General features: G+C 71.7%; 13 protein-coding genes and 1 pseudogene. 8 read left to right on the top strand and 6 right to left on the bottom strand.

Annotation, left to right across the window (positions count from 1 at the left end; all coding sequences use genetic code 11):
• Window positions 1–32: 32 nt before the first annotated feature.
• Window positions 33–236, bottom strand: coding sequence for a hypothetical protein (locus tag ABD211_RS00665; RefSeq protein WP_344125034.1), 204 nt, complete (start codon window positions 234–236; stop codon window positions 33–35).
• A gap of 316 nt (window positions 237–552) precedes the next feature.
• Between ABD211_RS00665 and ABD211_RS00670 the strand changes: the two genes are divergently transcribed.
• A complete protein-coding gene (locus tag ABD211_RS00670) occupies window positions 553–5682 on the top strand; it encodes a WD40 repeat domain-containing protein (RefSeq protein ID WP_344125036.1) in 5130 nt (1709 codons plus the stop codon).
• Between the two features lie 51 nt (window positions 5683–5733).
• On the opposite strand, the gene ABD211_RS00675 is transcribed toward ABD211_RS00670, so the two are convergent.
• Both ABD211_RS00675 and ABD211_RS00680 read right to left on the bottom strand, forming a co-directional pair.
• Window positions 5734–6666 carry an ABC transporter permease gene (locus ABD211_RS00675; RefSeq protein WP_344125037.1) on the bottom strand — a complete coding sequence of 311 codons (933 nt, stop codon included), beginning with the start codon at window positions 6664–6666 and terminating at the stop codon, window positions 5734–5736.
• The gene (locus ABD211_RS00680; RefSeq protein ID WP_344125040.1) at window positions 6663–7577 is read right to left on the bottom strand and encodes an ABC transporter ATP-binding protein; all 915 of its coding nucleotides are present in this window, start codon (window positions 7575–7577) and stop codon (window positions 6663–6665) included. Before ABD211_RS00680 ends, ABD211_RS00675 begins: the two co-directional genes overlap by 4 nt.
• 233 nt (window positions 7578–7810) lie before the next feature.
• On the opposite strand from ABD211_RS00680, the gene ABD211_RS00685 reads away from it, so the two are divergent.
• From ABD211_RS00685 to ABD211_RS33820, 6 genes are read left to right on the top strand one after another with little or no spacing between them, the layout of a single operon-like run.
• A complete protein-coding gene (locus ABD211_RS00685) occupies window positions 7811–11491 on the top strand; it encodes a penicillin-binding transpeptidase domain-containing protein (protein ID WP_344125042.1) in 3681 nt (1226 codons plus the stop codon).
• Window positions 11488–12177, top strand: a complete 690-nt coding sequence (locus ABD211_RS00690; RefSeq protein WP_344125044.1) for a hypothetical protein — start codon at window positions 11488–11490, stop codon at window positions 12175–12177. The genes ABD211_RS00685 and ABD211_RS00690 overlap by 4 nt, the downstream gene beginning before the upstream one ends.
• Window positions 12174–13595: a hypothetical protein gene (locus tag ABD211_RS00695; RefSeq protein WP_344125046.1), complete on the top strand. Its 1422-nt coding sequence runs from the start codon at window positions 12174–12176 to the stop codon at window positions 13593–13595. Before ABD211_RS00690 ends, ABD211_RS00695 begins: the two co-directional genes overlap by 4 nt.
• Window positions 13595–13870 carry a hypothetical protein gene (locus ABD211_RS00700; RefSeq protein ID WP_344125048.1) on the top strand — a complete coding sequence of 92 codons (276 nt, stop codon included), beginning with the start codon at window positions 13595–13597 and terminating at the stop codon, window positions 13868–13870. Before ABD211_RS00695 ends, ABD211_RS00700 begins: the two co-directional genes overlap by 1 nt.
• On the top strand, window positions 13867–15687 hold the full coding sequence (locus ABD211_RS00705) for a hypothetical protein (protein WP_344125050.1): 1821 nt from the start codon (window positions 13867–13869) through the stop codon (window positions 15685–15687). The genes ABD211_RS00700 and ABD211_RS00705 overlap by 4 nt, the downstream gene beginning before the upstream one ends.
• Window positions 15684–17984: a hypothetical protein gene (locus ABD211_RS33820; RefSeq protein WP_425560313.1), complete on the top strand. Its 2301-nt coding sequence runs from the start codon at window positions 15684–15686 to the stop codon at window positions 17982–17984. Before ABD211_RS00705 ends, ABD211_RS33820 begins: the two co-directional genes overlap by 4 nt.
• 358 nt (window positions 17985–18342) lie before the next feature.
• Here ABD211_RS33820 and ABD211_RS33825 read toward each other — a convergent pair.
• A pseudogene (locus ABD211_RS33825) lies at window positions 18343–19368 on the bottom strand (DUF4407 domain-containing protein); the annotation flags it as partial.
• 381 nt (window positions 19369–19749) lie between these two features.
• Between ABD211_RS33825 and ABD211_RS00715 the strand changes: the two are divergent.
• Window positions 19750–20667: a 2-dehydropantoate 2-reductase gene (locus ABD211_RS00715; protein ID WP_344125053.1), complete on the top strand. Its 918-nt coding sequence runs from the start codon at window positions 19750–19752 to the stop codon at window positions 20665–20667.
• Window positions 20668–20740: 73 nt separating this feature from the next.
• Here the strand turns inward: ABD211_RS00715 and ABD211_RS00720 are convergent, their stop codons facing one another.
• Window positions 20741–22207 carry a glutamate synthase subunit beta gene (locus ABD211_RS00720; protein ID WP_344125055.1) on the bottom strand — a complete coding sequence of 489 codons (1467 nt, stop codon included), beginning with the start codon at window positions 22205–22207 and terminating at the stop codon, window positions 20741–20743.
• Window positions 22200–26744 (bottom strand): glutamate synthase large subunit, encoded by a 4545-nt coding sequence (gene gltB, locus ABD211_RS00725; RefSeq protein ID WP_344125057.1) that lies wholly within the window; start codon window positions 26742–26744, stop codon window positions 22200–22202. Before gltB ends, ABD211_RS00720 begins: the two co-directional genes overlap by 8 nt.
• Window positions 26745–26794 lie beyond the last annotated feature (50 nt).

Raw genomic sequence — 26794 nt, forward strand, 5'->3', positions numbered from 1 at the left:
GCGCCGGCCGGGATAGGCCACCGGGGTCGTGGTTATCGCGGTGCGACGCTGCTGCTGGCCAGTGCCGTGCTGAGGCGACCGAAGTACGACGCCCGGCACAGCCAGAAGGTCTTCTCGTCCGGGTGCTCGCGGGCCAGATTCTGATAGTGGCGGGCCCGCTCGATCGGTGCCATGCGGACCTGGTGACCAGGAACGGGCTGCCCGAGCAGTCGACCAACCCGCGTACCAGCGCTCATCTCATGCCTCCGCGGCCAGTACACCTCCGGTCACCATCCGCTGCACAGTGGCCAACGGCACCCGGGCCTGGGCACTTCGACCGTCACGTAGCTGGCCGGGTTGGTCACCCACACATTTCCGGACTCGTCCCCGATGAGGTCGCCGGCGGGTATGCGTCATACCCATCGATGTGACTGCCGGGGAATGGCCATGTACGTACAATCGTATCATTGGTCACGTTACGTCTGAATGAGGTAGTAAACTGCCACGTTGCGGATGGGGGCGCACGGGGGTGCGATCGAGTTCTGCTGCCGTGGCCGCGAGTCGGGTGATCTTGTGACCGCTGGGGGAGTGGCGGCCGCCGGCGGCGACCGGATTCTGCTGACCGCCGGCCCCGGCCCGGGTGGTGGCGACGGCGGCGCCGACCTCGGTGGTGCCGAGTCCATGGCGCACCTGTTCACGAGCACCTTCGGGTACCGCCACGTGCCAATCCTGGATCTCGGCGGGTCTCCGCGCGCCGCTGCGGCCGTGCGGGGCCTCGCGACCGCCGCCGACCGTGACCCGCGGGACCGGATCGTCGTCCACCTTGCCGGGCGCGGCGACGTTGCCGGAGGTGGCGGGTTCGTCCTCCGGCCGCCCGAGGGGGGCGTCAGCGGGGGCGTCGCGCCCGGGCGGCTCGTCGAGGAGCTGGTGCACGGTACCCCCGTTCGCTGCGTGACCCTCATGTTGGACATCTGGTGCGCCGCGCAGGTTGCGGAGGTCGTACGCGCCGAGGTTCCCCAGTGGTTGTCCGACGTGGACGCTGCGGGAGCGCGCCTCGTGGTCGTGGTGGCGACGAGCGCCGCGGACAGCGAGTGGCCGCACGCGTTCCCGGCTGCCTTCGCCCGTGCGGCGGACCACCTGGCGAGCGGCGGTTACTCACAACCCGAACTGCGGCTGGAGACCCTGGTGCGCGTCATGCGGGCCGACCCGCGGCAGCCCGCCGCCCAGACGGTCACCTGCCACCTGGCGGGCGCGGAGGAACCAGCGGGCTTCCTGCCCAATCCCCGGTACGAACCGGGTCTGGCCGGCGTCGATGTGCGACGGCAGGACGAGTTGTGGCGCGACCGTGCGCGATGGTCGGCCGACGACTCCGGCCGGTTCGCGCCGGCGATCGAGTCGTTCGTCGGCCGCAGCCGGGCGTTGACCGACCTGTGTCACTGGCTCATCACCTCCAACCATCCGTGCGTGGTGGCAGGCGAACCCGGTTCCGGCAAGACGGCGGTGCTGACGGTCCTCGCGGCGCTGTCCGACCCGGCCCGCCGTGCCGCCGTCCCCCTGGACCCGCTGCCGGACGCGGCCATGCCGGTCACCGGTCGGATCCCGGCGGTGATCGACGCCGCGCACCGGTCGGCCGAGGATGTCTTCGCCGACATCGCCGCGGCGGTCGAGATCCCGGCCGCTACCGTCGGTGACCTGGTCGACGCGCTCATCGCCGCGCGGCGCATGGTGACGATCCTCGTCGACGGGGTCGATGAGGCCCTCGACCCGGCCGAGCTCACCCGGTATGTGCTGCGCCCGTTCGCCGACGACCCCTCAGCCGCGCTGCGCCTGCTGGTGGGTGCCCGCGCGTATCTGGCACCCGTGCTCGGCCCCGACGTCGAAGTTATTGATCTTGATGCGGCCGGATACGCCGACCCCGCCGGCATGGACGCTCTCGTCCGTACGGTGCTCGTTGAGGCGTACCCGGACAGTCCTTATCGGACCGCGGCCGAAGCGGTGGTCACCGAGACCGCCCGCGCGATTGTCGAGGCCTCCGGCTCCTCGTTCCTCATGGCCCAGGTCGTCGCTCAGACCACGGCGGCCAGTGTTACGCCGGGGGTCGCACCGCAGTGGCACAAGGAACTTCCGCACACCCTGCGCGACGCGGTGTACCAGGACCTGCAGCGTCGGCTCGGCCCGGACGCCCGACGGGCCGCCGATCTGCTTCTGCCCCTTGTCTACGTCCAGGGGCCGGGCCTGCCGTGGGAGGACCTGTGGCCCCGACTGGCCATCGCGCTGGCCAGCGACGCCCGGTACAGCAACGAGGACCTGGTGTGGCTGCGTGACGCGGCCGGCAGGTACGTCACCGAGGGCCGGTCCGGCGACCGGTCCGTCTACCGGCTCGCCAACCGGGCGCTGGCACCGTGCCTCGACGACGGTCGGGATGCCGGATCCGACCATGCCGCGATCATGCAGGTGGTCGCCGAATACGTGCCACGACGCGACGACGGAAGTCCGGACTGGGGCCGCGCCCACCCCTATGCGCGCCACCACCTCGCCGGCCACGCCATCCCCGCGCGCCGCGTTGACGATCTGCTCACCGACGTCGGGTTCCTGCTGGCCACGCCCCTCCCGCAGGTCCGGGCGGCCCTGGACTCAGCCGAGTCGGCCGAGGGCCGGGCGGCAGCCGACGCCTATCGACGGGCCATGGGCCGTATGCGGACGACGCCGCCCGCCGAACACGCCGCCTATCTGGAGCTGGCCGCGCGCTGTGGTGGCCCGCCGGCGCTCGCCGACGCGCTCGCGGGCAGCGGCACGAGCCGCCCGTGGTCCGTGCCGTGGGCCAACTGGCGGCCGCCGATGCCGCACCGCACCCTGACCGGACACGCCGCCGGGACGATGTCCGTGGCGGTCGGCCGGCTGGACGGGCGGCCGATCGTGGTGTCCGGCAGCGACGACCACACCGTCCGCGTCTGGGACCTCGCCACCGGGAAGCCGGTGGGCGAGCCGCTCACTGGCCACACCGGCGGCATCACCGCCGTCGCGACCGGCATTCTCGGCAACATCCCGATCGCGGTCACCGGCAGCGACGACCGCACGGTCCGGGTCTGGAACCTGCGCACCGGTACGGCGATCGGCAACCCGCTGGTCGGCCACACCGCGGGCGGCCTGTCGCTGGCTGTCGGCGGGCCGGCCGCGGACCCGATGATCGTCTCCGGCGGTGACGACTGGACCGTACGTGTCTGGGACGCGCGCACCGGGCGAGCCCTCCACGACCCCCTGGTCGGCCACACCGGTGGCGTCACGTCGATGGCGATCGGAGCCCTCGACGGCGACCCCATCGCCGTCTCCGCGAGTCGGGACGGCACGGTGCGGGTGTGGAACCTGCTCACCGGTGAGCCGGTTCAGCCGGTCGGCAACCCGTTCAGTGGCCACCGCGGCGCCGTCGCGGCGGTGGCGCTCAGCGAGATCGACGGCCAGCCGGTCGTCGTGTCCGGCGGTGACGACCACACGATCCGCGTCTGGAGCGTCGTCACCGGGGCCCCGGTCGGTACGCCCATGGGCGGACATACCGACGGCGTGACCGCGCTGGCGTCGGGTGAACTCGACGGCATGCCCGTCGTCGTCTCCGGCAGCCGCGACCACACGATCCGCGTCTGGAACCTCACCACCGCGACGGGAATCGGCGACCCGCTCGTGGGCCACGTCGGCGGTGTCACCTCGGTCGCGCTGGTCCAGTTCAGCGGTCACCCCGTCGCGGTCTCCGCCAGCCACGATCACACCGTGCGGGTATGGGACTCCGTCGAGCGCCACATCGGGCGCCCGTTCACCGGACACACCGACTCCGTGATGTCGGTCGCCTGCGGCACGCTGAAGGGCAACCCGGTCGCGGTCTCCGGCAGCGCCGACTACAGCCTGCGGATCTGGGACCTCATCACCGGCTATCCGGTCGGCCGTCGGTTGACCGGCCACCAGGGTGGCATCTGGACGGTTGCGTGGGGCCGGCTGAGAGGCCGCCCGATCGCGGTGTCCGGCAGCGCCGACCACCGGATCCGGGTCTGGGACCTGGAGACCCAGCGTCCCATCGGAGAACCGTTCACCGGACACACCGGCTGGATCTGGTCGGTGGCGCTCGGCGAGCTGAGCGGCCGCCCCATCGTCGTCTCCGGCGCCGACGACCACAGCGTCCGCGTGTGGGACCTCGCCACCGGGATACCGGCGCGTGACCCGCTCGTCGGGCACACCAGCGGGGTGACCGCCGTGGCGTTCGGTGAGTTCGGCGGCCGTCCGATCGCGCTGTCCGGTAGCCATGACGCGACCGTGCAGGTCTGGAATCTCACCACGGGGCGCCCGATCGTCGACCCACTGACCGGTCACACCGGCGCGGTCTGGGCCGTGGCGCTCGGCGTGCTGGACGGCCAGCCGGTGGTGATCTCCGGCGGCGCTGACCGTACGGTCCGGATCTGGGACCTGCGCACCGGAAGCCCTATCGGCGGACCGCTCGCCGGCCATACCGAGGCCGTGTACTCACTTGCCGTCACCGAGCTTGCCGGCCAGCCGGTCGCCGTGTCCGGCAGCGACGACGAGTCGGTCCGGATCTGGGACCTCTCCCAACGCCTGGTCGGCAAACCCCTGCGCGGGCACACGGCGGGGGTACGGACAGTCGCTGTCACCCACGTGGCCGAGCGCCCTGTCTGCGTCTCCGGGAGCCACGACCGCACGCTGCGGGTATGGGACCTGACCACGCGGACGGCAATATCGCGGGCCGCTGTCGGCGGCGCGCACGACGTGCGGGCGGTCGCGATCGGCAGGCTCCATGACAGCCCCATCCTGGTTTCCGGCGGCGCCGACGACGCCGTGCGGATCTTCGACCTCGCCACCGGCGCCCCGGTCGGCCGACCGATCGTCGGTCACACCAACGTGGTGGAGGCCGTCGCCGTGGCTCAGGTCGGCGACCGGCCGATGCTCCTCTCGGCCGGACAGGACCACACCGTCCGGACCTGGGACCCCGCCAGTGGTTCGCCGCTCAGCCCGCCGCGTCGCGAACACAGCGACGACGTCGTCGCGCTCGCCGTCGGGCTGGCCGACAACCGCGCGGTCGCGGTCTCCAGCAGCCGCGACCACACCCTGCGCGTCTGGGACCTCGTCACCGGCGCCGCCATGGGTGCCGCCCTGACCGGCCACACCAGCGGCGTGCAGGCGGTGGCGATCGGCCAACTCGATGACATTCCGATCGCCGTCTCAGGCGGTGACGACCACACCGTCCGCGTCTGGGACCTGCGCACCGGCCAGCCGCTCTGCGACCCACTGACGGGTCACATCGTGGACGTCACCGCCGTGGCCATCGGTGAGGTTGACGGTCACCCGGTGGCCATGTCCGCCGGCAGCGACGGTTCCCTCCTGCTCTGGCAACTCGACGCCGGCCACCGGCGGGGGTGGCGGCTGCGCCGCGGACGCGAGCCGGCCGTCATCCGCGACATGCACGTCGATCATCGGGTGGACGCGCTGGCGCTGCACCTGACGGACCGTAGCTTCGTGGTGGCCGGCGGAACGGCGGTCGAGCGCCGCAGCCTCGACGACGACGATGACGTGCGCCGCATCGACGTACTCGGCGACGTGCGGGCGGTAGCCGCCTCCGAGAACCTGGTCGGCGTCGGCACGACGCGTGGACTGCTCGTCCTCGACCTGGCCCCCGGGCCGGCACCGCCGCGGGCCGAAGGGTGATGTGCCCGCTCCGGGTCGCCGTTGTCGGGCGGCCCGGAGCGGGTGGTTGTCCTACGAGATGTCGCGGCGGCGGGTCAGCAGGACCCCGATGCCGCCGGCGACGACGGACCAGGCGAGCATCACCAGCACGCCGACCCACCAGGTAGCAGCCTCCTCGTACAGCTTCGTCGGGGAGATCATGATCTGGGAGGCGATGGGGGGCATCGACACTGCGGCGGTGAGGACCCAGTCGCGCTTGATGAGGTACTCGTGGATCAGTTGGAACACGAGGATCGTGCCGGCGAAGCCGACCAGGTACACCACCATGCAGGTGACGATCGAGCCGATCTGGCTGCGGATGAGCGTCCCGAGGCCGACGCCGAGGATGGCCCACATCAGGTACGCCAGCGCGTTGAACAGGATCGCCCGCTGCACGGACCATTCGTCCAGGCCGTTGCCCACGCCCTTGGCGTTGAAGAACAGCAGGCCGCTGATGATGTCGATGGCCTCGGTGACGAACCAGAACAACATGGCGAGGCTGACGCCGGCGATGAGCTTGCCCACGATGACCCGCGTGCGGCGCGGCGTCGTGAGGAACGTGGCGGTGGCCGTCTGGTACTGGAACTCGTTCGTCATGATGAGCGCGGTCAGTAGGAACACCAGGAGCAGCCCGAAGAACTGGCCGGACGTGTAGATACCGCCCGCCGCCTGGATGACCTGGGCGTGCACGTCGTGGTCGGCCGCCCACTGCGCCTGCATCTGGGCGAGGTCCTCGGGGGGCATGCCCTCCGGCGCCTCGAACGGCATGGGGTTGAGCGCCTCGTCGAGCCTGTAGTTCGCCTCGGCGAGGTTGGCCCACAGCGCGAGCCCGCTGATGACCAGGGACGCGATGCCGAACAGCCACCACGTGTTGGTCGAGAAGATCTTGTAGATCTCGCTGTGGATCAAGCGCAGGCCGGGTGTACCCGCCCGGGGGATGGCGGGACGTTCAACGGTGGTGGTCATCGGATCGCCGCCTTTCCCGCGGTCAGCTGGAGGAACACGTTCTCGAGGTCCGGCTTGTCCGCGACGAGCTCGTAGAGGGGCACCCGCGCCTCCAGTGCCCGGTCGCCCAGTGTCCGGGCGTCGACGCCGGAGACGAGCAGCGCACCGTCCTCGTTGCGGCGGACGACCGTCGCCGGGTCGAGCGCGGCGATCAGCTCGTCCGGCTTCGGGGTGCGCACGCGCAGCTGGGCCGCGCCCATCGAGTCGATGATGTCGGTGACGGTGCCCTGCCGGACGAGCTTGCCCGCGGCGATGATGACCAGGTCGTCGGCCAGGATCTCCATCTCCGACAGCAGGTGGCTGGAGACGAGGACGGTGCGGCCCTCGTCGGCCAGTCCCTTGAGCAGGTCGCGCATCCAGCGGATGCCCTCGGGGTCCAGGCCGTTGGCGGGCTCGTCGAGGATGAGGACCTGCGGGTCGCCGAGCAGGGCCGCGCCGATGCCCAGACGCTGGCGCATGCCGAGGGAGTAGCCCTTGAACTTCCGCTTGGCGGCCGGGGTCAACCCGACGAGGTTCAGCACGTCATCGGCGCGCGAGGCCGGGATCCCGGCGGCGTAGCACAGCATCTTGAGGTGCGCGCGGCCCGTGCGGCCACGGTGGGCCCCGGACGCCTCGAGAATCGCGCCGACGGCACGGATCGGGTCCTCAAGGTCGGCGTAGTGTCGCCCGCCGATGGTCGCGGTGCCGCTGGTCGGTGTGACCAGATTGAGCAGCATGCGCAGCGTTGTCGTCTTGCCGGCGCCGTTCGGTCCCAGAAAACCGGTGACCCGGCCGGGAGCGACGGTGAATGACAGATCATCGACGGCCCGGACCTTCCGGTACACCTTGGTCAGGCCCGAGACGGTGATCTGTCCGTCGCTACGTTCGGTCATGGCTCCTCCCCCCGTACCCTCACGGTGTGTAGGGGTACGGCGGGTAACGTACCGGCGCGGATGCTCTCCGGCGACCCCGAGGTCCCTGCCGGCGTCCCCGGTCGAACGGGCTTGAGAGTCGCTATAAATGGCCGACCGTCCATCGCGGGCGGCCGTTCGGGGCGTGGCGAGCGGCCGGCTTGGGCCCGCAACCCCGGCTAGCGAACGATTGTGAGGCGTTTCCACCCTCCAATATGGTCTCTGACCGTTACGCCGGTGCGGCAGCCGGCCACGGCGGAGGGGACCTGCGCGACGTGACGGACTGGCTCACCGGCCCGGCTGGTACGAACGTGCCGGTACTCACCGGGATGGTGGTGACGGCCGTGCTGTGCTGGCGGCTGCTCGCCCGGCCCGTGTTCGTCGACGCCCGCCACGACGGTGCCGGGCCGGTCGCCCGGGCGGCGGCGCCGTTCGTGCTGGCGCAGGTGCTGGTCGCGGCCGGGTTCTGGCTGAGCCGGTCCACCGACACCATCTGGATCATGCTGGTCCTGGCGGCCATCGTCGGGCTCACCGCCGTGTCGCTGGCGGTGCTCGGGCGGGCCGCGCGGCGGGCCGGCACCGTGCTCAGCGGGCCGACCGTCGCCGTGGTGCTGCTGACCGCGCTGCTCAACGAGATCGGCGCGCTGCTGCTGGTACGCCTGGTGATCGTCAGCGACCCGGACTCGCCGTTCGGGGCGGGGCTGGCCGCCGACGCCTGGCTGCAGGCCCGCGACGCCGTCGGGTACCCGCTGGTCGTGGCCGCCGCCGCGCTCGCCGTGGCCTGGTTCGCGACGGGTACGGGCACCGGACGCGGCGCCGTCGCGCGGGTCCGCCGGTCGCTCGACGGGCGGGTCGCCCGATGGCGCGCGCGTCGGGGCGGGCTTCCCGAGGTGACCGGACGGACCATCACGGGCGGCGCCCTGGTGGCGCTCGCCCTGTTCATCGCGCCCGTGTTCGGCCCGACGACCGGCAGCGCGCACCTGACGATCCTCGGCGTGGCGACGCCGCAGGTCGGGCTGATCGTGCTGATCGCGGTGCTCGCCGCGCTCGTCGCCCGGTACGGGCACCGGTTCAACGCCACCGGGCGGGTCGACATCATCGGGTTCGGGCGGCGGCTGGCCCGGGGACTGGTGTCCCGCGGCGAGGCGCGGGTCATGTGGGTGGACCTGCGGCACATGCTGCTGCCCGTCGGGCTGTTCGTGGCGGTCGCCGCGACCTGCGCGGTACGGCGGGACTTCGGCACCGTGATCCCGGCACTGGCCGCCACGTTCGGCGTGACCTGGGCGGCGACCAGCGACTCGGTGCGCCGCTCGCCGGACCTCACCGAGGACGGCACGTTCTCCCCGGCCACCGTGTGGCGGCGGCTGACCCGGTCGCTGAGCGTCTACCGGGTCTTCATCTGGGCGGCCCTCGTCCTGGTCGGCACCGCCGGCACCGTCGTGGTGCTCGGCACCAGCTACATCCAGGAGCGGGCCACCGTGTGGGCCGACCCGTGGGCGTACCGGTGGGACGCGGGGTGCGCGGTGCCCGGGGGCGCGAAGCCGTCGCCGACGGGGGAGATCTACTGCCAGCAGTCGCTGGCCGCGAACCTGGAGAGCCAGCACTCGCAGGTCGCCCGGGCGCTGTCGGCCGTCGCCGACGGCGGGCTGTGGGGGCGGGGCCTGCGCGACACCGCGTCGGGCATGGTGCCGGCGGGGCAGACCGACTTCATCCTGGCCGTGGTGTGGAACAAGCTCGGCGGCGTCGCCGTGCTGCTGATCTCGGTACTGGTGGTCATGCTCGGCGCGGCCCTGCGTCAGGCCGCGCGGTCCGGCCGTGCCCGCGCCCCGGACGGGCGCGCGGGGCGCCGGCAGGGACAGCTGTGGTTCGGGTTCTTCACGGCCGGGCTCGCGTCCATGATCGTGGGGAACTACCTGTTCGTCTTTCTGGCCACGGTCAACGTCATCCCGCACTCGGGCATCCCCGCGCCGTTCCTGTCCCGGGGCGGCCAGTGGACCCTCGCCCTGCTCGCCGGCATCGCCGTCGTCGTCGTCATCGCGAGCCGCACCGGCCTGGCGACGGCAGCGTCGAGGGTGCCGTCCGCGCGGCCGGTCCAGGCGCCCACGATGGCCCGCCCCGGCCGGCTCGCGGTCGTTGTGCCGCTCACGGTGTGCCTGGCGTGCGCCGCCGTGATCACGGTCGTGCCCTACCAGAAGCCCGGTCTTCCGTTGCCCACGGCCTACGACGAGACCCGGCCCGCGTGCCGGGTGCGCGAGGCGACCCACGACGGGCTCCGCTCCGCGCCGCCGGACCCGGCGCGCTGCTCGACGGACCGGTTGGCGTTCGACCGCACCCGGGTGGAGGTCCGCCTCGGCGACGGGACCGTGCTGGTCCAGGACCGGGGCACGGCGGCCTGGACGTTCGAGGGCACTCCGCAGGCGGGGCTGACGCTGGCCGACCTGAGCGGCCTGCTCAAGGTCGGCGACGGCGGCGTCGGGCTGCTCGACCAGTCGTACGCCGACGTGACGCAGGAGACCGCCGGGACGACGCTCGCCAAGCGGCTGGCCGCGCCGTCGGAGGATCCCGAGGCCGACGGCGTGCTGGACCTGACGATCGACCCGGCACTGCAGCACGCCCTCGCCGACGCGCTGCGCTCGGACGGCACGGCCGCCGCGCCGCCGATGGCCGGCGGCGTCGTGGCCATCGAGGCCGCCACGGGACGGGTCCTCGCCTCCGCCACCGTGCCCGGCTACGCCGAACCCGCCGCCGGCGATGCCGAGGACGCAAAGGCCACCGACGCGGCCGAGCAGTTCCTCAAGGAACACCAGTACTACGGGCCGCTGGAGGGGGAGCGCCTCGACGGCTCGGTCAAGGACACCACCTGCGAGGACGCCGCCGACAGCGGCGAGCCCGACCCGGACTGCTGGCGGTGGTCGGTGATCATCCCCGGCGCGCCCGGCGACGCGGACGGCCTGGCGGCGCTGCGCCGGTACGTGGGCGGCGGCCGCGACGTCGACCTGCCCCTGCCGGAGGTGAACCGGGCCGTCGGCAAGTGGTACGGGCTCGGCTCGACGTTCAAGGTGGTCATCGCGGCCGCGTACCTGAGCGGGGGCGGCCACCCCGACGACGAGCTCGACGCACCCCTGACCGTTCCGCTCGCACCCGAGGTGGTCATCCATAACGCCGGCGGCGGCGCCTGCCCCGGCGGCGAGTCCGGCACCATCACCCTGACCAGGGCGCTCGCCGTCTCCTGCAACACGGCGTTCGTCACCCTCGCCGCCCGCCTCGGCTGGCCCGCGATCGCCGAGCAGGCCCGCAGATTCGGCATGACCGTCGGCGCGTGCCGGGACGAGAAGCCCGCGTTCCTCGCCCACCGTGGCGCCGGAACGGTCGAGTCCTGCGTGCCCGCCGACGTCGACGGCGTGGCGATCGGCAACAACACGCTCGGCGGCCAGGATGTGCAGGGCACGCCGATGGCCATGGCGACCGTGCTGGCCGCGATCGCCAACGGCGGCACGACCGTGGCACCGACCCTGCTGCGCTCGGTGCGCCACCCCGGCTCCGGAAAGGTCGAGCACCCGGTCGGCAGGACGATCGCCGCCGTCGACCCCGCGGTGGCGCAGGAGCTGACCCGCGCGCTGAGCGGGACCTCCGTCGACGGGACCGCCGCAGGCCTCGACGCCGCCGTCAAGACGAAGCTGTGGGTGAAGACGGGGACGCACGAGGTGGTGCCCGCCGGCACGCGCGCGCCCGCCGGCCAGTACGTGATCGTCGACTCCTGGCTGGTCGGGTTCGTCAACACGGCCACCCACGGTCCCGTGGCGTTCGCCGTGGTCATCGAGGCGCGTGACGAGAAGGCCGGCGGCGCCCGTACCCGCCTGGTGGTGCAGCGACTCTGCGCGGCGCTGGGGGTATGAGCGCGGTGACGGGGGACAGGACGTACGAGGCGCTGGTGTGGCGTGTGGTCAACGCGCGCCTCAAGGAGTACTGCGACGAGGTCCTGCTGCACACGGGACGGACGCCGGGCCGGACGGTCGCCGTGACCGTGCTGACCAACCGGTCGTTGGCGGGGGTCCGCGACGACGTGCGCGAGCGTGTCGGCGACTTCCTCGACCGGGACCTGGGCGCCGTCGCCGACGTCGACTTCACCGTGCAGCCCGACCTCGACCCGCCGGGCTGCGCGGTGCACTTCGACACCCTGCCCGACGTCGTCGAGGTCGTCGACGTCGAGGGCGTACGCACGCCGTTGTGGCTGCGGCTCACGTACGCCGGCATGAAGCCCTGGTCGTTCGCCCTCGACTCGGACGACGTGTGGATCCCCGTCGGCCGCAACGTTCCCGGCGACGGGCAGCGCCCGCCGGTCAGCCTGCCCGACTACGTCAGCGCGGTACCGCGTCAGCCGCTGTTGCACATCCGGTACTGGCAGGGGGTCGCCTCGTGGCGGCGCTCGCCGGTGCGCTCGCGGTACGCGGTGCTGGTCGACGGCCAGCGTCTCACGCACGGCCAGGTCCACCCGTGCGTCAGCGAGGGAACCATCGAGTACGTCGTGTCGGGTGACCGGACCCGGCTCGTCTACCACCTTGGCTGGGAGGCCGAACTGTGACCGACCGACCCGTGGAGTACCTGGAGATCCGCCTGGGGGGCCCCGGCTGGGGCGCCTGGCTGAAGGTCGGCGAGCCGGAGTCCGACCACACCCGCCCGGCCGAGTTCCCCGTGACCGTGCCCGGCCGCAGGGAGGCGCGCACCGTGCACGCCGACGTGCGGTACACGGTCGCGTTCGACGAGCCGTCCGGATCCAGCGGCTGGCCCGAATGGCACGTGAAGATCTACCGGTGCGCCGACCAGGGCGACACCGAGGCGCTGCGGCTGTACCTGTGCCGTCAGGCGCTCGCGGTGCAGCAGGCCAACGCCCGCGTGTCCGGCCCGGTCCGGATGGGCATCAAGCCGCCGTGGGCGGTGGTGCCGGTCCACATCGTGCGGGGCGACCTGGAGGAGGAGAGCTTCGACGGCTCGGTCGCCACCCGCATCGCGGCTGACCCCGAGCGGCTGCTGCGCCAGGCCCAGGAGCGGCTGCCGGCCTGGTTCGCGGCCGATCCGGAGGAGGCGGGCCGCACGCTGCTGGCGATCTCCCCGATGGTGGACAAGGTGGACTGGGAGCCGGTGCGCGACGAGCCGGCCACCGAGCAGCTCGCGAAGTTCCTGCACGTCGCCGAAGGGCTGGACACCCTGCACGCGTCGGGCACCGTGCACTGCGACATCAAGCCCGCCAACATGTGCCGCTACCCGGTACGCGGCGTGTCCCAGTACGTCCTCGTGGACGCCGACGCGGCCAGTGGCATCGACGTGGCGCCGACCCTGGTGCGGTCCAACGGCGACTACGCCTCCGCCCGCGTGCGCAGGTGGCGACGGGCGTTGGAGGTCACCCACCAACCGCCGTACCGGCTGGACGCCAACAGCCTGCTGGCCCACGACCGGTTCGGCTTCGCCATGGTGGTGCTCGGCGCGATCACCGGGGTGGCGTGGGTGCACGGCGTCCTGCTCGCCGCCGAGCCCGACGGTCCCCGCCTGGCCGACGATCCGGCGCAGGTACGCGAGATCCTGCGCCGGCAGTGGCCGGACACGCCCACCCGGTCGTGGCAGCCACTCATCGACGTACTCCTCGAGCCGCTCGACCCGGCCGTCGCCGAGTCGGTCAACTGGCGCACCGCCGACTGGCTGGCCCGGCTCGTCGAGGCCGAGAAGCGCTGTCACGTCACCACGGCGGGGATGCGCACCGCGCTGCCCGCCGCCGAGGCCGGCGAGGTCCGCCGGTTCTCCGACGAGCTGCGGGCCATCCAGCGCACGGCCAGGGAGAAGCCGGTGGTGAAGCTCGATCTGGTCGGCCACGGCTGCCAGGTGGTCGAGGCGGCCGCGCTGCGCGTCGCCGTCCACGCGGCCCGGCGCACGGCCCTCGCCAGCGCCGGCACGATCCTGGCGGTCACCGTGATCCTGCTCTACAGCGCGTACGGGTTGGGGAAGTGATGGGCACCGGAAGTTGGCTGCGGCGGCGGGTGGCCGCCGCCTGCGGATCGGCCGACCGCTTCGCGGCGCTCGGCGTGGCGTTCGGCGACTGGCTCCGGCTCGGTGACCAGGCCAGCAGGGCCACCGTCGACCGCGTCGAGCCGTATCTCGCCGCCTACCTCGGTTCGGCCCGGCGTAACGGGTACCGCTGGGGCGCCGCGGTCGGTGTGGCGGCCGGGTTCGGGCTGTCGCTCGTACTCGTGGGCGTTGTCGTCGGTATCGAGGCGCTGACGTGAAGGGCTGGCTGCACCGCACCATGGCACGGTTGCGTCCACGCAAGCGCCCACCGGAGCCCGTCGAGAGCGAACTGCTGACCCGGTTCGGGCGGCACTGCCCGGTGTGCGGGGCGGTGCTGGGCGCGAGCGTGCCGCGCGACGGGCGCACCGGCCGGTTCGAGGTCAGCCCGACCGCGCGGCTGCGGGTCGGGCAGGCCGACGGGTACGGCCGCTATCCGTGGCAGGTGCAGTTGGTCGAGGGCGAGTACCCGCCGGCCAGCTCCACCAATCCCGCGTTCAGCAAGCTCGAGGTCGACTACATCTACCTGCTGTGCGGCGGCGGGCACATTTTCCCCGACGCGGCACCGCTGCTGCACGGTGGCTACGCCGACGCCTCCGATCCGCGCGAGCGCATCGACGTCTGGAACATGATCGCGGCGATCGGCGGTCCGGCGAGCGGCAAGACGTACCTGCTGCTGCGCACCCTCAACCAGAGCCTGGACAACTACGACAACCTCATATTCGACGGCGCGGCGCCCCGCATCCAGCTGCGCGCGCTGAGCCCGCTGGAGATGACCCCGCTGCAGGTACGCACCCGCCTGTACGCGCAGACCCTGTCCAGCGGCCACTTCATCCCCGCCACCGGTACCGACACCCGGGCCACGCCCGCCGGCATCCTGCTCGACGAGCTGCCCGACGCGCACGACGCGATGCAGGAGCTGGTCCGCCGCACCGTCCGGGCGGGCGATCAGCGTGCCGACAACTGGGGCCGGGGCATGCGCCAGCCGCTCGTCCTGCGCGCCGACGTCGGCCCGCGGCGCAGCTGGACCGGGGTGGCCGACCTGCCCGGCGAGATGTTCTCCTCGGACACCGACAACCGCCGGGAGAGCGTCAAGCTGCGCGCCTACGACGCGCTGGTGTGGGTGGTCGACCCGGCCGTCGCGGCGCAGGCCGCGGAATGGCTCGGCGTCGAGGACGAGGAGTCCTACTCCTCGTCGATCGACCTGCTCGAGGGCAGCCTGCGGCCGGGAGCCACCCGGCAGTCCAACGCGAGGGTCGTGCGGACCACGCGCGACCAGATCCAGCGCGACATCGGCCGCGAGCTGACGAAGGTGGACGGCCTGTTCACGACCGAGCGGGGCAGCTCGCTGGAGATGCTCATCGCGGTCACCAAATGCGACCTGATCCGGGAGGCCCTGGGCACCCGTACACTGCACAGACTCGGCGCGGACCGTCTCGTCCTGGACGGCGCGAAGGCATACCTGCTGTTTCTCGCCGCCCGCTGGGCGCAGGGGATGACGAGCGCGGACGACATGGCCGGCGAGGTGCTCGCCTTCATCCACGGTACGGGCACCGCCCGGCAGTCCGACCGCGAGGACCGCGCCGCGCACGTCGCGGACGGCCTGCTCGACCACTACTCCAACGGTGAGGCGTTCTGGAACCTGGCCCACGAGGGCCACGCCGACGTTGTCCGCGTCCGCGGCCGCAACATGAACCTGGCACCGCTGGCCATCGAGGTGCCCGCGATCGGCGCGCACATCGACGGGTCGATGCTCGCCGGCTCGGCGACCCGGATGCTCACCCGGGACCTGGTCATGTCGACGGTCGGCTGCGGCCTGACGTACGGCCTGGGCCTGCGGGGACCCGTCTACAACGTGCTCAACAAGCAGTGGCAGCACATCCGCTTCTTCCTCTGCTCGCCGCTGGCCACCGTACCGGTCGCGAAGGACGACAAGTTGAAGCCGATGCACGACAAGGACCGCTTCCCCCGGGTGGACGACCGTTCGGCGGCGCTCACCCAACTGCTGCTCGCGATGCTCGGAAAGGTACGGGCGTGACGGACATCATCATTACCCGGTACGCGGATCTGACCGGCCGCGGCTTCGACCGTCACCCGGTCGATGACGAAACCGTCGACCGGTCGTTCTGGGAGGCCACCCGGCAGCTCATCGACCGGGCCGTCCCGCAGCCGTCCGACTTCATCCGCAACACGAGCCCACATCCCGTGTGGACGCTGCGCCAGGTCAGGGTCGCCGACGCCTGGTGGTGGGTCTTCTCCGTGCAGGGCCGCGGCGACCGGTTCGGCGTGGCCGGCACGTGCCGTTTCGGTTTTCTCCCCGGTCACCTGCCGGCCCGCGACGCGTGGATGCGGGGCCGCGAGGAGCTGACCCGGGACGACGGCACCCCGCCGGTCGGGCCGACCGACGCGGTGATCGCGAAGGGCGTCGAGGAGGTGATCGTCGGGCTCGCGACCGACGAGCCCGTGGTCCGCCTGCCCGGCACACCCGCCCAGGCGGCGATGATCATCGAGCGGGCGCTCGGTGTCGTGCCACCGGAGGAGGCGGTCAACCGTATCTGGGCGACCTGTCTGCTGCAGGACAACGACCTGCGCAAGGGGGTGTCGACAGTCGCCGGCGGCATGCCCGCCGCGTTCCGCGAATTCGACGCCAAGTTGTACGACCGCATCGACCACCACCTGCCCCGACCGATGGTGAATGGCTCACCGCTGGCGTCCCGGTTCGACCCGGTCTTCGTCAGCGGCGTCAGCCACCTGGTCGCCACGGCGGTGAGCGGCGCCTCGTACACGTGGACCGGTTCGGAATCGCTGACCATGCGGGAGTTCGTCGAGCGGATCTCGAGTCAGGCGAGTGTCGTCGACACGTTTGCCGCCATGCTCATGGACCCCGCCCGCCGCGACGCGGCGCTGCGTAACGACACCGTCCTGCGTCAGTGGGTCGAGGAGCGGCCGGGACAGGCGCTCGACGCGGTGCGGAGACTGCCGGTCGAGCAGCCTGACAAGATCCTCGCGCTCCTTATCGACAAGCAGCGGAAGACCTCGGCCAACCTCCTCGACCTGCCCACCGCGAGCAGTACCCCCTTCTACGCTGAGTGGGCCGACGAACTGCGCGGGCGGTGCGAGAAGATCCTCGGCCGCGGCCGACACTACGGCGGATTCCTCAAGGACCTGGTCGCCGTAGGCCCGTTGCGTGATCCGGCGGACTTCCATGCCGCCCGTGAGTTGTGGGTCGAGACCACCGAGAAGCTGGGTGACCCGGCGTTGCTGACCACCACCATCGAGCTGGAGCTGCGTCGGACCAGGGAGGTCACCGGCGCGGTCCGCACGGCGGTAGGCTGGCTGTCGCGGCCCGCGCAGCAGCTGGCGAACAGTGACGCCCTCATGGTGCAGCTGTCCGGCGAGGTAGCCGCGGACCTGGTGGGGGCGGCCATCACCGGCCACAACGCGGCAGCGGACGCGCGCCGCCTGGCACAGGCCGTGGCGGAGCTGTCGATGCCGGTGGACTCACATGCCACCGCCCAGCACTGGCGCGACGCGTTCCACGGTCAGCTGGGCAGGCGTACACCGAACGCGTCGGTCGCCGCGGCGCTGCAGGCCGTGGACGCCGTCCTGGAGGAGTGTTTCCCGACCGCGCCGCCGGTGGACATCCCGCCGCAGACCCCGACCACGATGGTCTTCCACCCGGACCGGGCGGCGCCATCCGCGCCTCCGCTGGATCCGTACCAGCATCCACTCGATGCGGTAGGGGACTCGCGTTCATCGGTGACGACGGTCCGGCCGGCGCCAGCGCCGCCGGCCCCGGCCGAGCCCGACGCGTCCTGGACTCAGAAGCTGTCCACCCGCCAGCGGATGGCGCTGGCGGCGCTGGCCGGCGCGCTTCTGGTTGTCGGCACCACGTTCGCGGTCGTGAAGCTGACCGAGGCGGGCAGCCAGGGCACGATTGCGACGGCCACGCCGCCCACCACCGCAGAGGCCTCGCCGAGCGGGGTTACGGTCGCGTCGTCCGACCCTCCGCCGACCGAGGAGGTGCCATCGGGCGGCCAGGTGCCCGAGTTGCCACCCGGCGTGACCATCCTGAGGTACGAGGTGGCCGTCGGTGCGGTCGCGAAGGCAGCAGTCAACCCGGAACTCTACTTCGGGCAATGCATGCGCGACGTCAAGGTCATGGCGTACATCCAGATCTTCTGGCGCCAGAACGCCGCCGATCAGAAACCGGTCGACAAGCTGCAGAAGCGCCTGCGTGAACTGAGCAAAATCGATGTACAGCTCCATGAGATGGGCCGGGACGGGCAACCCGACTCCGGTCCCGGGCTGGTCGTCGCCTGCCACCGCAAGTAGCGGTCGAGGCAGAACGGCCGGTCGCGCGNTTGCCGTACGACCAGCGGGTGTCCTCGTCCGACTCGGAGCGGCGGCCGCGGGTGGCGCGCACGTCGCTCTCGTCGTCGGGCCAGTCGGCGAACCCGTCCGCGCGGTACTGCGGCTGGGCAGGCGTCTCCACCGGGGTGCGCGGACGCTCCCGGCGTCCGGCGGCCGGACGGGGGCGGGCCGACTCGACGTCCGAGCGGGCCACGATCTGCTCGACGTTGTCCTTGTGCCGGGCCAGCCGCGCCTCGTACTCCTGCTTGCGGGCCTCCTCGACGTAGGCGAACCGGCTCGCGGCGCTGGCCACGTCGGCCTGGTCGCTGCGCGACAGGACCCGGTCGTACAGCGACGGCGGCCCGAGGGTCATCAAAAACTTCACGAGTACGGGCAGGATCTCGATGGCCGTGATGAACAACAGCAGGGCCAGGTACGCCGTCTTGAGGGTGCTGTTGGTGTCCGCCAGCTCGCTGAGCGCCTCCAACCGGCCGAGCAGCCCGTCGGCGTCGCGGCTGCGCTCGGCGAACGCCTGCTCCTCGGCCTTCTTGTCGGCCACGCGCCGGGTCAGGTCGGCCTGCGCCTTCGACAGCTCGGCGGACGCGCTGGCCCGCGCGTTGACGGTCGCCTCGGTCTGTTTGCTCGCGTGCTCGCGGACCGCCTTGTCGTAGGCGACCTTGGTCGTGTCGCGCAGCGCCTTCGCCTCGTCGGCGAGCTTCTTCTTGATGAAGTAGTCCGAGCCGGCGCCGGGGTTGCCGGTGCCGCCGGTGCCGTCGTGTTCCCGGGTCGCCGCCTCCTGCTTGGTCTGGTAGTCCTTGTTCTGGCTGTCGTACTGCTTCTTGAGCACCTCGATCTGCGGGTCATCGGGGATCTTCTCGATGATCGTGCCGTCGACGACCCCCTGCAGGCGCGCGATCTCCTTCTGCAGGTCGGGGATGCCGTTGTAGCGCACGTCGGTGTCGAGCTTGTGCTGGAACTCGCTCGCCTTCTGCTGCTGGAGCACCACGAGCTGGTTGTTGATCTCGCGCTGGAAGATCCAGAGAACCATCGGTGTCGAGATGACGCCGCCGATGATGGCCGCGAGCAGCAGCCGCGGCATCACCATGATGAGGTTCTGGTACCAGCGGTCGCGGCGCGGCGTGGCGGTCACCAGCCACCGGTCGAGGTTCATGATGGCCAGGCCCCACAGCAGGCCGATCGGCACGGCCCAGTACACCGGTACGCGTACGCCGACCACGAGGGCGAAGGTGCAGGACACGGCGGCCAGCACCGATGTGGTGAGCACGGCGCCCCCCACGCCGACGAACTTCGACCGCTCCCGGGGTGCCGCCTCCAGCACCCGCATGTCCGCGCCGGACAGCCACATCAGCGGCCCGCCCTTGACCCGGGGCGCGCCGCGGCCGGCCTCGGTCAGCGCGGGAGGTGAGTCGTCGGTCGGTTCGCTCACAGGACACTCCGATCCGTCAGACAAGCCACGGGCCGGGCCCGCGCCTGTCGTCCGCGACCGGCCCGCGGCGCGAGCTTCCTGGACGTTAATGAGTCCACAACGGAATGTCGCCAGCCGCCCGTACGAACCTCGGTCCGGTCGGTGCAACGTCACGCGACCATCGGACAGCGCCCGTCGGCGTTATCGACAGTCGTGATCGCTGTACCGGGGATGGCCGCCGAGGACCTCGCGGCGACGGTCGGGCCCGCCGGCTGTGACGGAGTCGCACGTCGACGAACCGCAGGCCGTTAGGCTGGAGCTGTGAAGATCGCTGTCATCGGGGCCGGCGGTGTCGGCGGGTACTTCGGCGGCCGGCTCGCGGCCGCGGGACACGACGTCGCGTTCGTCGCGCGCGGCGCGCACCTTGACGCGCTGCTGCGCGACGGGCTCATCGTGACGAGCGTCGCGGGCGACCTCGCCGTGCGACCCGTTCAGGCGACCGGGGATACCCGCGAGATCGGCGAGGTCGACGCCGTACTCCTGGGTGTCAAGACCTGGCAGCTCGCGGACGCCGTGGCCGCGCTGCCCCCACTGCTGGGCGCGGACACCGCGGTCGTGAGCCTGCAGAACGGGGTGGAGGCGCCGGCCGAGGTCGCGGCCGTGGTGGGGAAGACCGCCGTGCTGCCCGGCATCGCCAAGATCTTTGCCTGGATCGAGGGTGCGGGCCGCATACGTCATGCCGGTGGGGCCGCGTCGCTGGCGTTCGCCGAGTGGGACAACCGGCCCTCGGAGCGGGTCCGGCGGTTGCGCGCCGCGTTCGCTGACGCGGGTGCCGGCGTGACCATTGTCGAGCCCGCCGACATCTGGGCGGAGCTGTGGGAGAAGTTCCTGTTCGTGGTGTCGTTCGGCGGACTGGGAGCGGTGACGGGGGAGCCGATCGGCGTGCTGCGGACCCGGCCGGGCACACGTCGCCTGTTGGCCGACGCGATGACCGAGATCGGGAGGCTCGCCGGCGCGTCGGGAATCAGCCTCGCCGACGACGTCGTGGCGGCCTCGTTGGCGTACGTCGACCAGCAGCCCGAGGCCGGCACGTCGTCGTTGCAGCGAGACATTCTCGCCGGCCGTCGCTCGGAGTTGGAGGCGTGGACCGGTGCGGTGGTGCGCCTCGGTGACCGCACCGGCACCCCGGTCCCGGTCAACCGCACCTTCTACGAACTGCTCAAGCTCCGCGGGGCGTGACCGGCCGTGATGGTTCGGGAGGTCCTGGCGAGATCCGACCTCTCGGATCTCGCCAGGATCAGCTGACGTCAGGTCAGCGGACGGCGAGGGGGACCGAGTCCGGACGGACCGGGGTCGGCAGGGTCGACGAGCCGGACAGGTAGGCGTCCACCGCCGCGGCGGCGGCCCGGCCCTCGGCGATGGCCCACACGATCAGTGACTGGCCGCGCCCGGCGTCACCGGCGATGAACACGCCGTCAACGGTGGATTTCCAACCCGCGTCCCGGATCGCACGACCTCGCAAATCGACCTCGACGCCGAGCGTGTCCAGGAAGCCACCCTCGCCCGCGTCGCCGACGGACACGAAGCCCATCGCCAGGAACACCAGGTCGGCCGGGATCTCCCGCTCGGTCCCCTCGATCTTGGCGAAGCGGCCGTCGACCATCTCGACCTCGTGCAGCGCGAGCGCCCGCACGTTGCCGTTCTCGTCGCCGACGAACCGCTCGGTGTTGACCGCGAACAGCCGCTCGCCGCCCTCCTCGTGGGCGCTGGACGTGCGGTAGATCAACGGCCAGGTCGGCCACGGGGTGAAGTCGGGGCGCAGGTCGGCCGGCCGCGGCATGATCTCCAGCTGGGTCACGCTCTTGGCGCCCTGGCGCAGCGCGGTGCCGAGGCAGTCGGCGCCGGTGTCACCGCCACCGATGATCACCACGTGCTGGCCGGCCGCGTCGATCGGCGACGCGTCCAGGTCGCCGAGCTGCACGCGGTTGGCCGGGACCAGGTACTCCATCGCCGAGTAGATGCCGGCCAGGTCGCGGCCGGGCACGGGAAGGTCGCGCGGAACCGTCGCGCCGGTGGCGATCACGACCGCGTCGAAGTCCGCGCGCAGCTGCTCGACGGACAGGTCCCGGCCGACGTGCACGCCGGTGACGAACCGGGTGCCCTCGGCCTCCATCTGCGCCAACCGCCGGTCGAGGTGGCGCTTCTCCATCTTGAATTCCGGGATGCCGTACCGCAGCAGCCCGCCGATGCGGTCGGCCGACTCGTACACGGTCACCCCGTAGCCGGCGCGGGTGAGCTGTTGAGCGGCGGCCAACCCGGCCGGGCCCGAGCCGATCACCGCGACGTTCTTACCGGTGAGCTGCACCGGGATCTGCGGCGCGACCCAGCCCTCGGCCCAGGCCCGGTCGATGATCTCGACCTCGACCTGCTTGATGGTGACGGCGTCGGAGTGGATGCCGAGCACGCAGGCGGCCTCGCAGGGCGCGGGGCAGAGGCGCCCGGTGAACTCCGGAAAGTTGTTGGTCGCGTGCAGCCGGTCGGCGGCGGCCTGCCACCGGTCGGTGCGCACCAGGTCGTTCCACTCCGGGATGAGGTTGCCCAGCGGACAGCCGTTGTGGCAGTACGGGATCCCGCAGTCCATACAGCGGCTCGCCTGGGTCTGGAGCTTGTCGGACGCGAACGGCTCGTAGACCTCGCGCCAGTCGGAGATCCGGACCGGCACCGGACGGCGCTTGGGCGTCTCCCGGTCGTGCTTCAGGAATCCAGTGGGATCAGCCACGAGCTGCCTCCATGATCGCTTCATCCACGTCGCGACCGGACAGTTCGGCCAAACGACTTGCCTGTAGTACCCGCTTGTAGTCGCGGGGCATGATCGTCGAGAACGCCGCCGAGTGCCGCGACCAGTCGGCGAGGATGGCCTCGGCCACCACCGAACCGGTCTCGGCGTAGTGGCGTTCCACGATGGCCTGCAACTCGACCGCGTCCTCCGCCGACAGCGGCTCGACGTCGACCATCTCGGTGTTGACCAGCGAGTGGTCCAGGTTCAGCACGTGGGCCACGCCGCCGGACATGCCGGCGGCGAAGTTGCGCCCGGTCGGACCGAGCACGACCACGCGACCGCCGGTCATGTACTCGCACCCGTGGTCGCCGACGCCCTCGACGACCGCGACCGCGCCGGAGTTGCGCACGCAGAACCGCTCGCCCACCCGGCCACGGAGGAACAGCTCGCCCGCCGTCGCGCCGTAGAGAATGGTGTTGCCGGCGATGATGTTCTCCTCGGCGGCGAACGCGGCGTTCTCGTGCGGGCGCACGATGACCCGGCCGCCGGACAGGCCCTTGCCGACGTAGTCGTTGGCGTCGCCGAACAGGCGCAGCGTGACCCCCGGCGGCAGGAACGCGCCGAAGGACTGGCCCGCGGTGCCGGTGAGCACGACCTCGATCGTGTCGTCGGGCAGGCCCTTGCCGCCGAACGCACGGGTGACCCGCGAGCCGAGCAGCGTGCCCACCGTCCGGTTGACGTTGCGGACGGGGATCTCGATGCGGACCGGCTGCCCGTCGGTGAGGGCACCCTCGGCCAGCTGGATCAGCGTGTTGTCCAGCGCCTTGTCCAGCCCGTGGTCCTGACCGACGACCTGGCGCAGCGACGTGCCGTCGGGCAGGTCGGGCAGCGCGAAGATCGGCGACAGGTCCAGCCCGGCGGCCTTCCAGTGGTCGATGGCCGGGCGGGTGTCCAGCAGCTCGACGTGTCCGATCGCCTCGGTGAGACTGCGGAACCCGAGCTCGGCGAGGTAGCGCCGCACCTCCTCGGCGATGTACTGGAAGAAGGTGACCACGAACTCGGGCTTGCCGTCGTACTTCTTTCGCAGCTCCGGGTTCTGGGTGGCGATGCCGACCGGGCAGGTGTCCAGGTGGCACACCCGCATCATGATGCAGCCCGACACGACCAGCGGCGCGGTCGCGAAGCCGAACTCCTCCGCGCCCAGCAGCGCGGCGATGACGACGTCGCGACCGGTCTTGAGCTGCCCGTCGACCTGCACGACGATCCGGTCGCGCAGCCCGTTGAGGAGCAGCGTCTGCTGGGTCTCGGCGAGGCCCAGCTCCCACGGCGCCCCGGCGTGCTTGAGCGAGGTCAACGGCGAGGCGCCCGTGCCGCCGTCGTGGCCGGAGATGAGGACCACGTCGGCGTGCGCCTTGCTGACCCCCGCCGCGACCGTGCCCACGCCGACCTCGGCCACGAGCTTCACGTGGACCCGCGCCTGGTCGTTGGCGTTCTTCAGGTCGTGGATCAGCTGGGCCAGGTCCTCGATCGAGTAGATGTCGTGATGCGGCGGCGGGGAGATCAGACCCACGCCCGGGGTGGAGTGCCGCGTGCGGGCCACCCACGGATAGACCTTGTGCGCGGGCAGCTGCCCGCCCTCACCGGGCTTGGCGCCCTGCGCCACCTTGATCTGGATGTCGTCGGCGTTGACCAGGTACTCACTGGTCACGCCGAACCGACCGCTCGCGACCTGCTTGACGGAGCTGCGCCGGGCCGGGTCGTAGAGCCGGTCGACGTCCTCGCCACCCTCGCCGGTGTTGGACTTGGCGCCGATCGAGTTCATCGCGATCGCGAGCGTCTCGTGCGCCTCGGCGGAGATGGAGCCGTAGGACATCGCGCCGGTGGAGAACCGCCGCACGATGCTCTCGACCGGCTCGACCTCGTCGATCGGCACCGGCGGGCGGTCGCCGACCTTCAGCTCGAACAGGCCGCGCAGCGTCGCCCCCCGGCGGGACAACGCGTCCACGGCGGCGGTGTACCTGCTGAACACCTCGAACTGCCGGGTGCGGGTCGCGTGCTGCAGCAGGAACACCGTCTCGGGGTTGAACAGGTGCATCTCGCCCTCGCGGCGCCACTGGTACTCCCCGCCCGTCTCCAGCCGGCGGTGTGCGCTGCGGGTGGCGTTCGCCTGCCAGGCGCGCGCGTGACGGGCGGCGACCTCCGCGTGGATCTCGTCGAGCCCGATCCCGCCGAGCTTGCTCGACGTCCCGGTGAAGTACCGCTCGACGAGCTCCTCGGACAGGCCGACCGCCTCGAAGACCTGCGCGCCCATGTAGGAGGCGACCGTGGAGATGCCCATCTTGGACATCACCTTCAGCACGCCCTTGCCCATGGCCTTGACGTAGTTCCGCGCGGCCTTGTGCGGGTCGACGCCGGCGAGCGCGCCCGTGGCGATCATGTCGTCGATGGACTCGAAGGCCAGGTACGGGTTCACGGCGGAGGCGCCGTAACCCAGCAGCAGGGCCATGTGGTGCACCTCGCGGGCGTCACCGGCCTCGGTGACCAGCCCCACCATGGTGCGGGTCTTCTCGCGGATGAGGTGATGGTGGACGCAGGCCGTGAGCAGCAGCGACGGGATCGGCGCCAGGTCCGCGGTGGAGTCGCGGTCGGACAGCACGATCAGCCGCGCGCCGTCCTCGATCGCCTCCGAGACGTGCCTGCAGATCTCCGTCAACCGGGCCTTGAGGCCCTCGGCACCGTCGCGGACCCGGTACAGGCCCGACACGGTGATCGACGCGAACCCGGGCATGTCGCCGTCGTCGTCGATGTGGATGATCTTGGCGAGCTCATCGTTGTCGAGTACCGGGAACGGCAGGACGATCTGACGGCAGGACGCCTCCGACGGTGCGAGCAGGTTCTGCTCCGGCCCGATCGTGAGGGCGACCGAGGTGACGATCTCCTCCCGGATCGCGTCCAGCGGCGGGTTCGTCACCTGCGCGAACAGCTGACTGAAGTAGTCGAAGAGCAGGCGCGGGCGCTCGGACAGCACCGCGATCGGGGTGTCCGTGCCCATCGAGCCGATCGGCTCGGCGCCGGTGCGGGCCGCCGGGGTGACCAGGACCGACAGCTCCTCCTCGGTGTAACCGAACGTCAGCTGGCGGCGCAGCACCGCCTCGTGGCTGAACGTGAGGTGCTCCCGGTCGGGCAGCTCGGACAGCCGCATCAGGCCATCCCGCAGCCAGTCGGCGTACGGGTGCTCGGCGGCGAGCTCGGACTTGATCTCCTCGTCGTCGATGATGCGGCCGGCGGCGGTGTCCACGAGGAACATCCGACCGGGCTGCAGCCGGCCCTTCGCGACGACCGTGGCCGGGTCGAGGTCGAGGACGCCGGCCTCGCTGGCGAACACGACGAGGTCGTCGCTGGTGCGCCACCACCGGGCCGGACGCAGCCCGTTGCGGTCGAGGACGGCACCGATCCGGGTCCCGTCGGTGAACGCGATGCAGGCCGGACCGTCCCAGGGCTCCATCACCGAGGAGTGGAACTCGTAGAAGGCGCGCCGCGCCGGGTCCATCGTGGCGTTGTTCTCCCACGCCTCCGGGACCATCATGAGCACCGCGTGGGCCAACGGGCGGCCACCCAGGTGCAGCAGTTCGAGGACCTCGTCGAAGCTCGCCGAGTCACTCGCCCCCGGGGTGCAGATCGGGAACAGCCGCGCCAGGTCGCCGGGAATCAGGTCGCTTTCGAGCAGCGCCTCGCGCGCCCGCATCCAGTTCCGGTTGCCGTTGACCGTGTTGATCTCGCCGTTGTGCGCGACGTAGCGGTAGGGGTGCGCGAGCGGCCAACTCGGGAACGTGTTGGTCGAGAACCGGCTGTGCACCAACGCGATGGCGCTCACCAGCCGCGGGTCGGCCAGATCGGGGAAGAACATGACGAGCTGATCGGTGGTCAGCATCCCCTTGTAGACCAGCGTCCGGGCGGACAGCGAGGGGAAGTAGGTGTCGACCCCACGCTCGCGGGTCTCCCGCTCGATCCTGCGGCGCACGACGAACGCCAGCCGCTCCAGGGCAAGGCCGGACCCACCCGCGATGAACAGCTGCGCGAAGTGCGGTTGGACCGAACGGGCGGTCGGGCCGAGGTCGGCGCCGTCCGCGTCGATGGGCAGGTCGCGCCAGCCCACGAGCTCGGCGCGCTCCTCGGCGAGGATCTGCTCGATCACCGCGACGGCAACAGCCCGAAGGTCTGCGTCCGCGGGGAGGAAGGCGTTGCCCACGGCATAGGTCGGGTCGCCCGACGCGGTGGGCTCGGGCAGGGGGAAGTCGGTGACCGCGCGAAGGAACTCGTGCGGGACCTGCATCAGGATGCCCGCGCCGTCACCGGAGTTGGCCTCGGCGCCCGCGGCACCACGGTGTTCCAGGTTGCGCAACGCGGTCAGGCCGGCCTCGACTATGGCGTGCGAGCGTCGGCCGCGTGCGTCCACGACGAAGGCGACACCACAAGCGTCGTGTTCGTTGGCGGGGTCGTAGAGACCTTGGGCGTACGGGGCTGCGGAGAATGTCACGCGTCGGGCTCCGGTTTTACGTCATGCGTCAGCGTCGCTGTGATCATGAG

This window comes from Luedemannella flava (assembly GCF_039528515.1).
In the GTDB taxonomy this organism is placed as follows: Bacteria; Actinomycetota; Actinomycetes; order Mycobacteriales; family Micromonosporaceae; genus Luedemannella; species Luedemannella flava.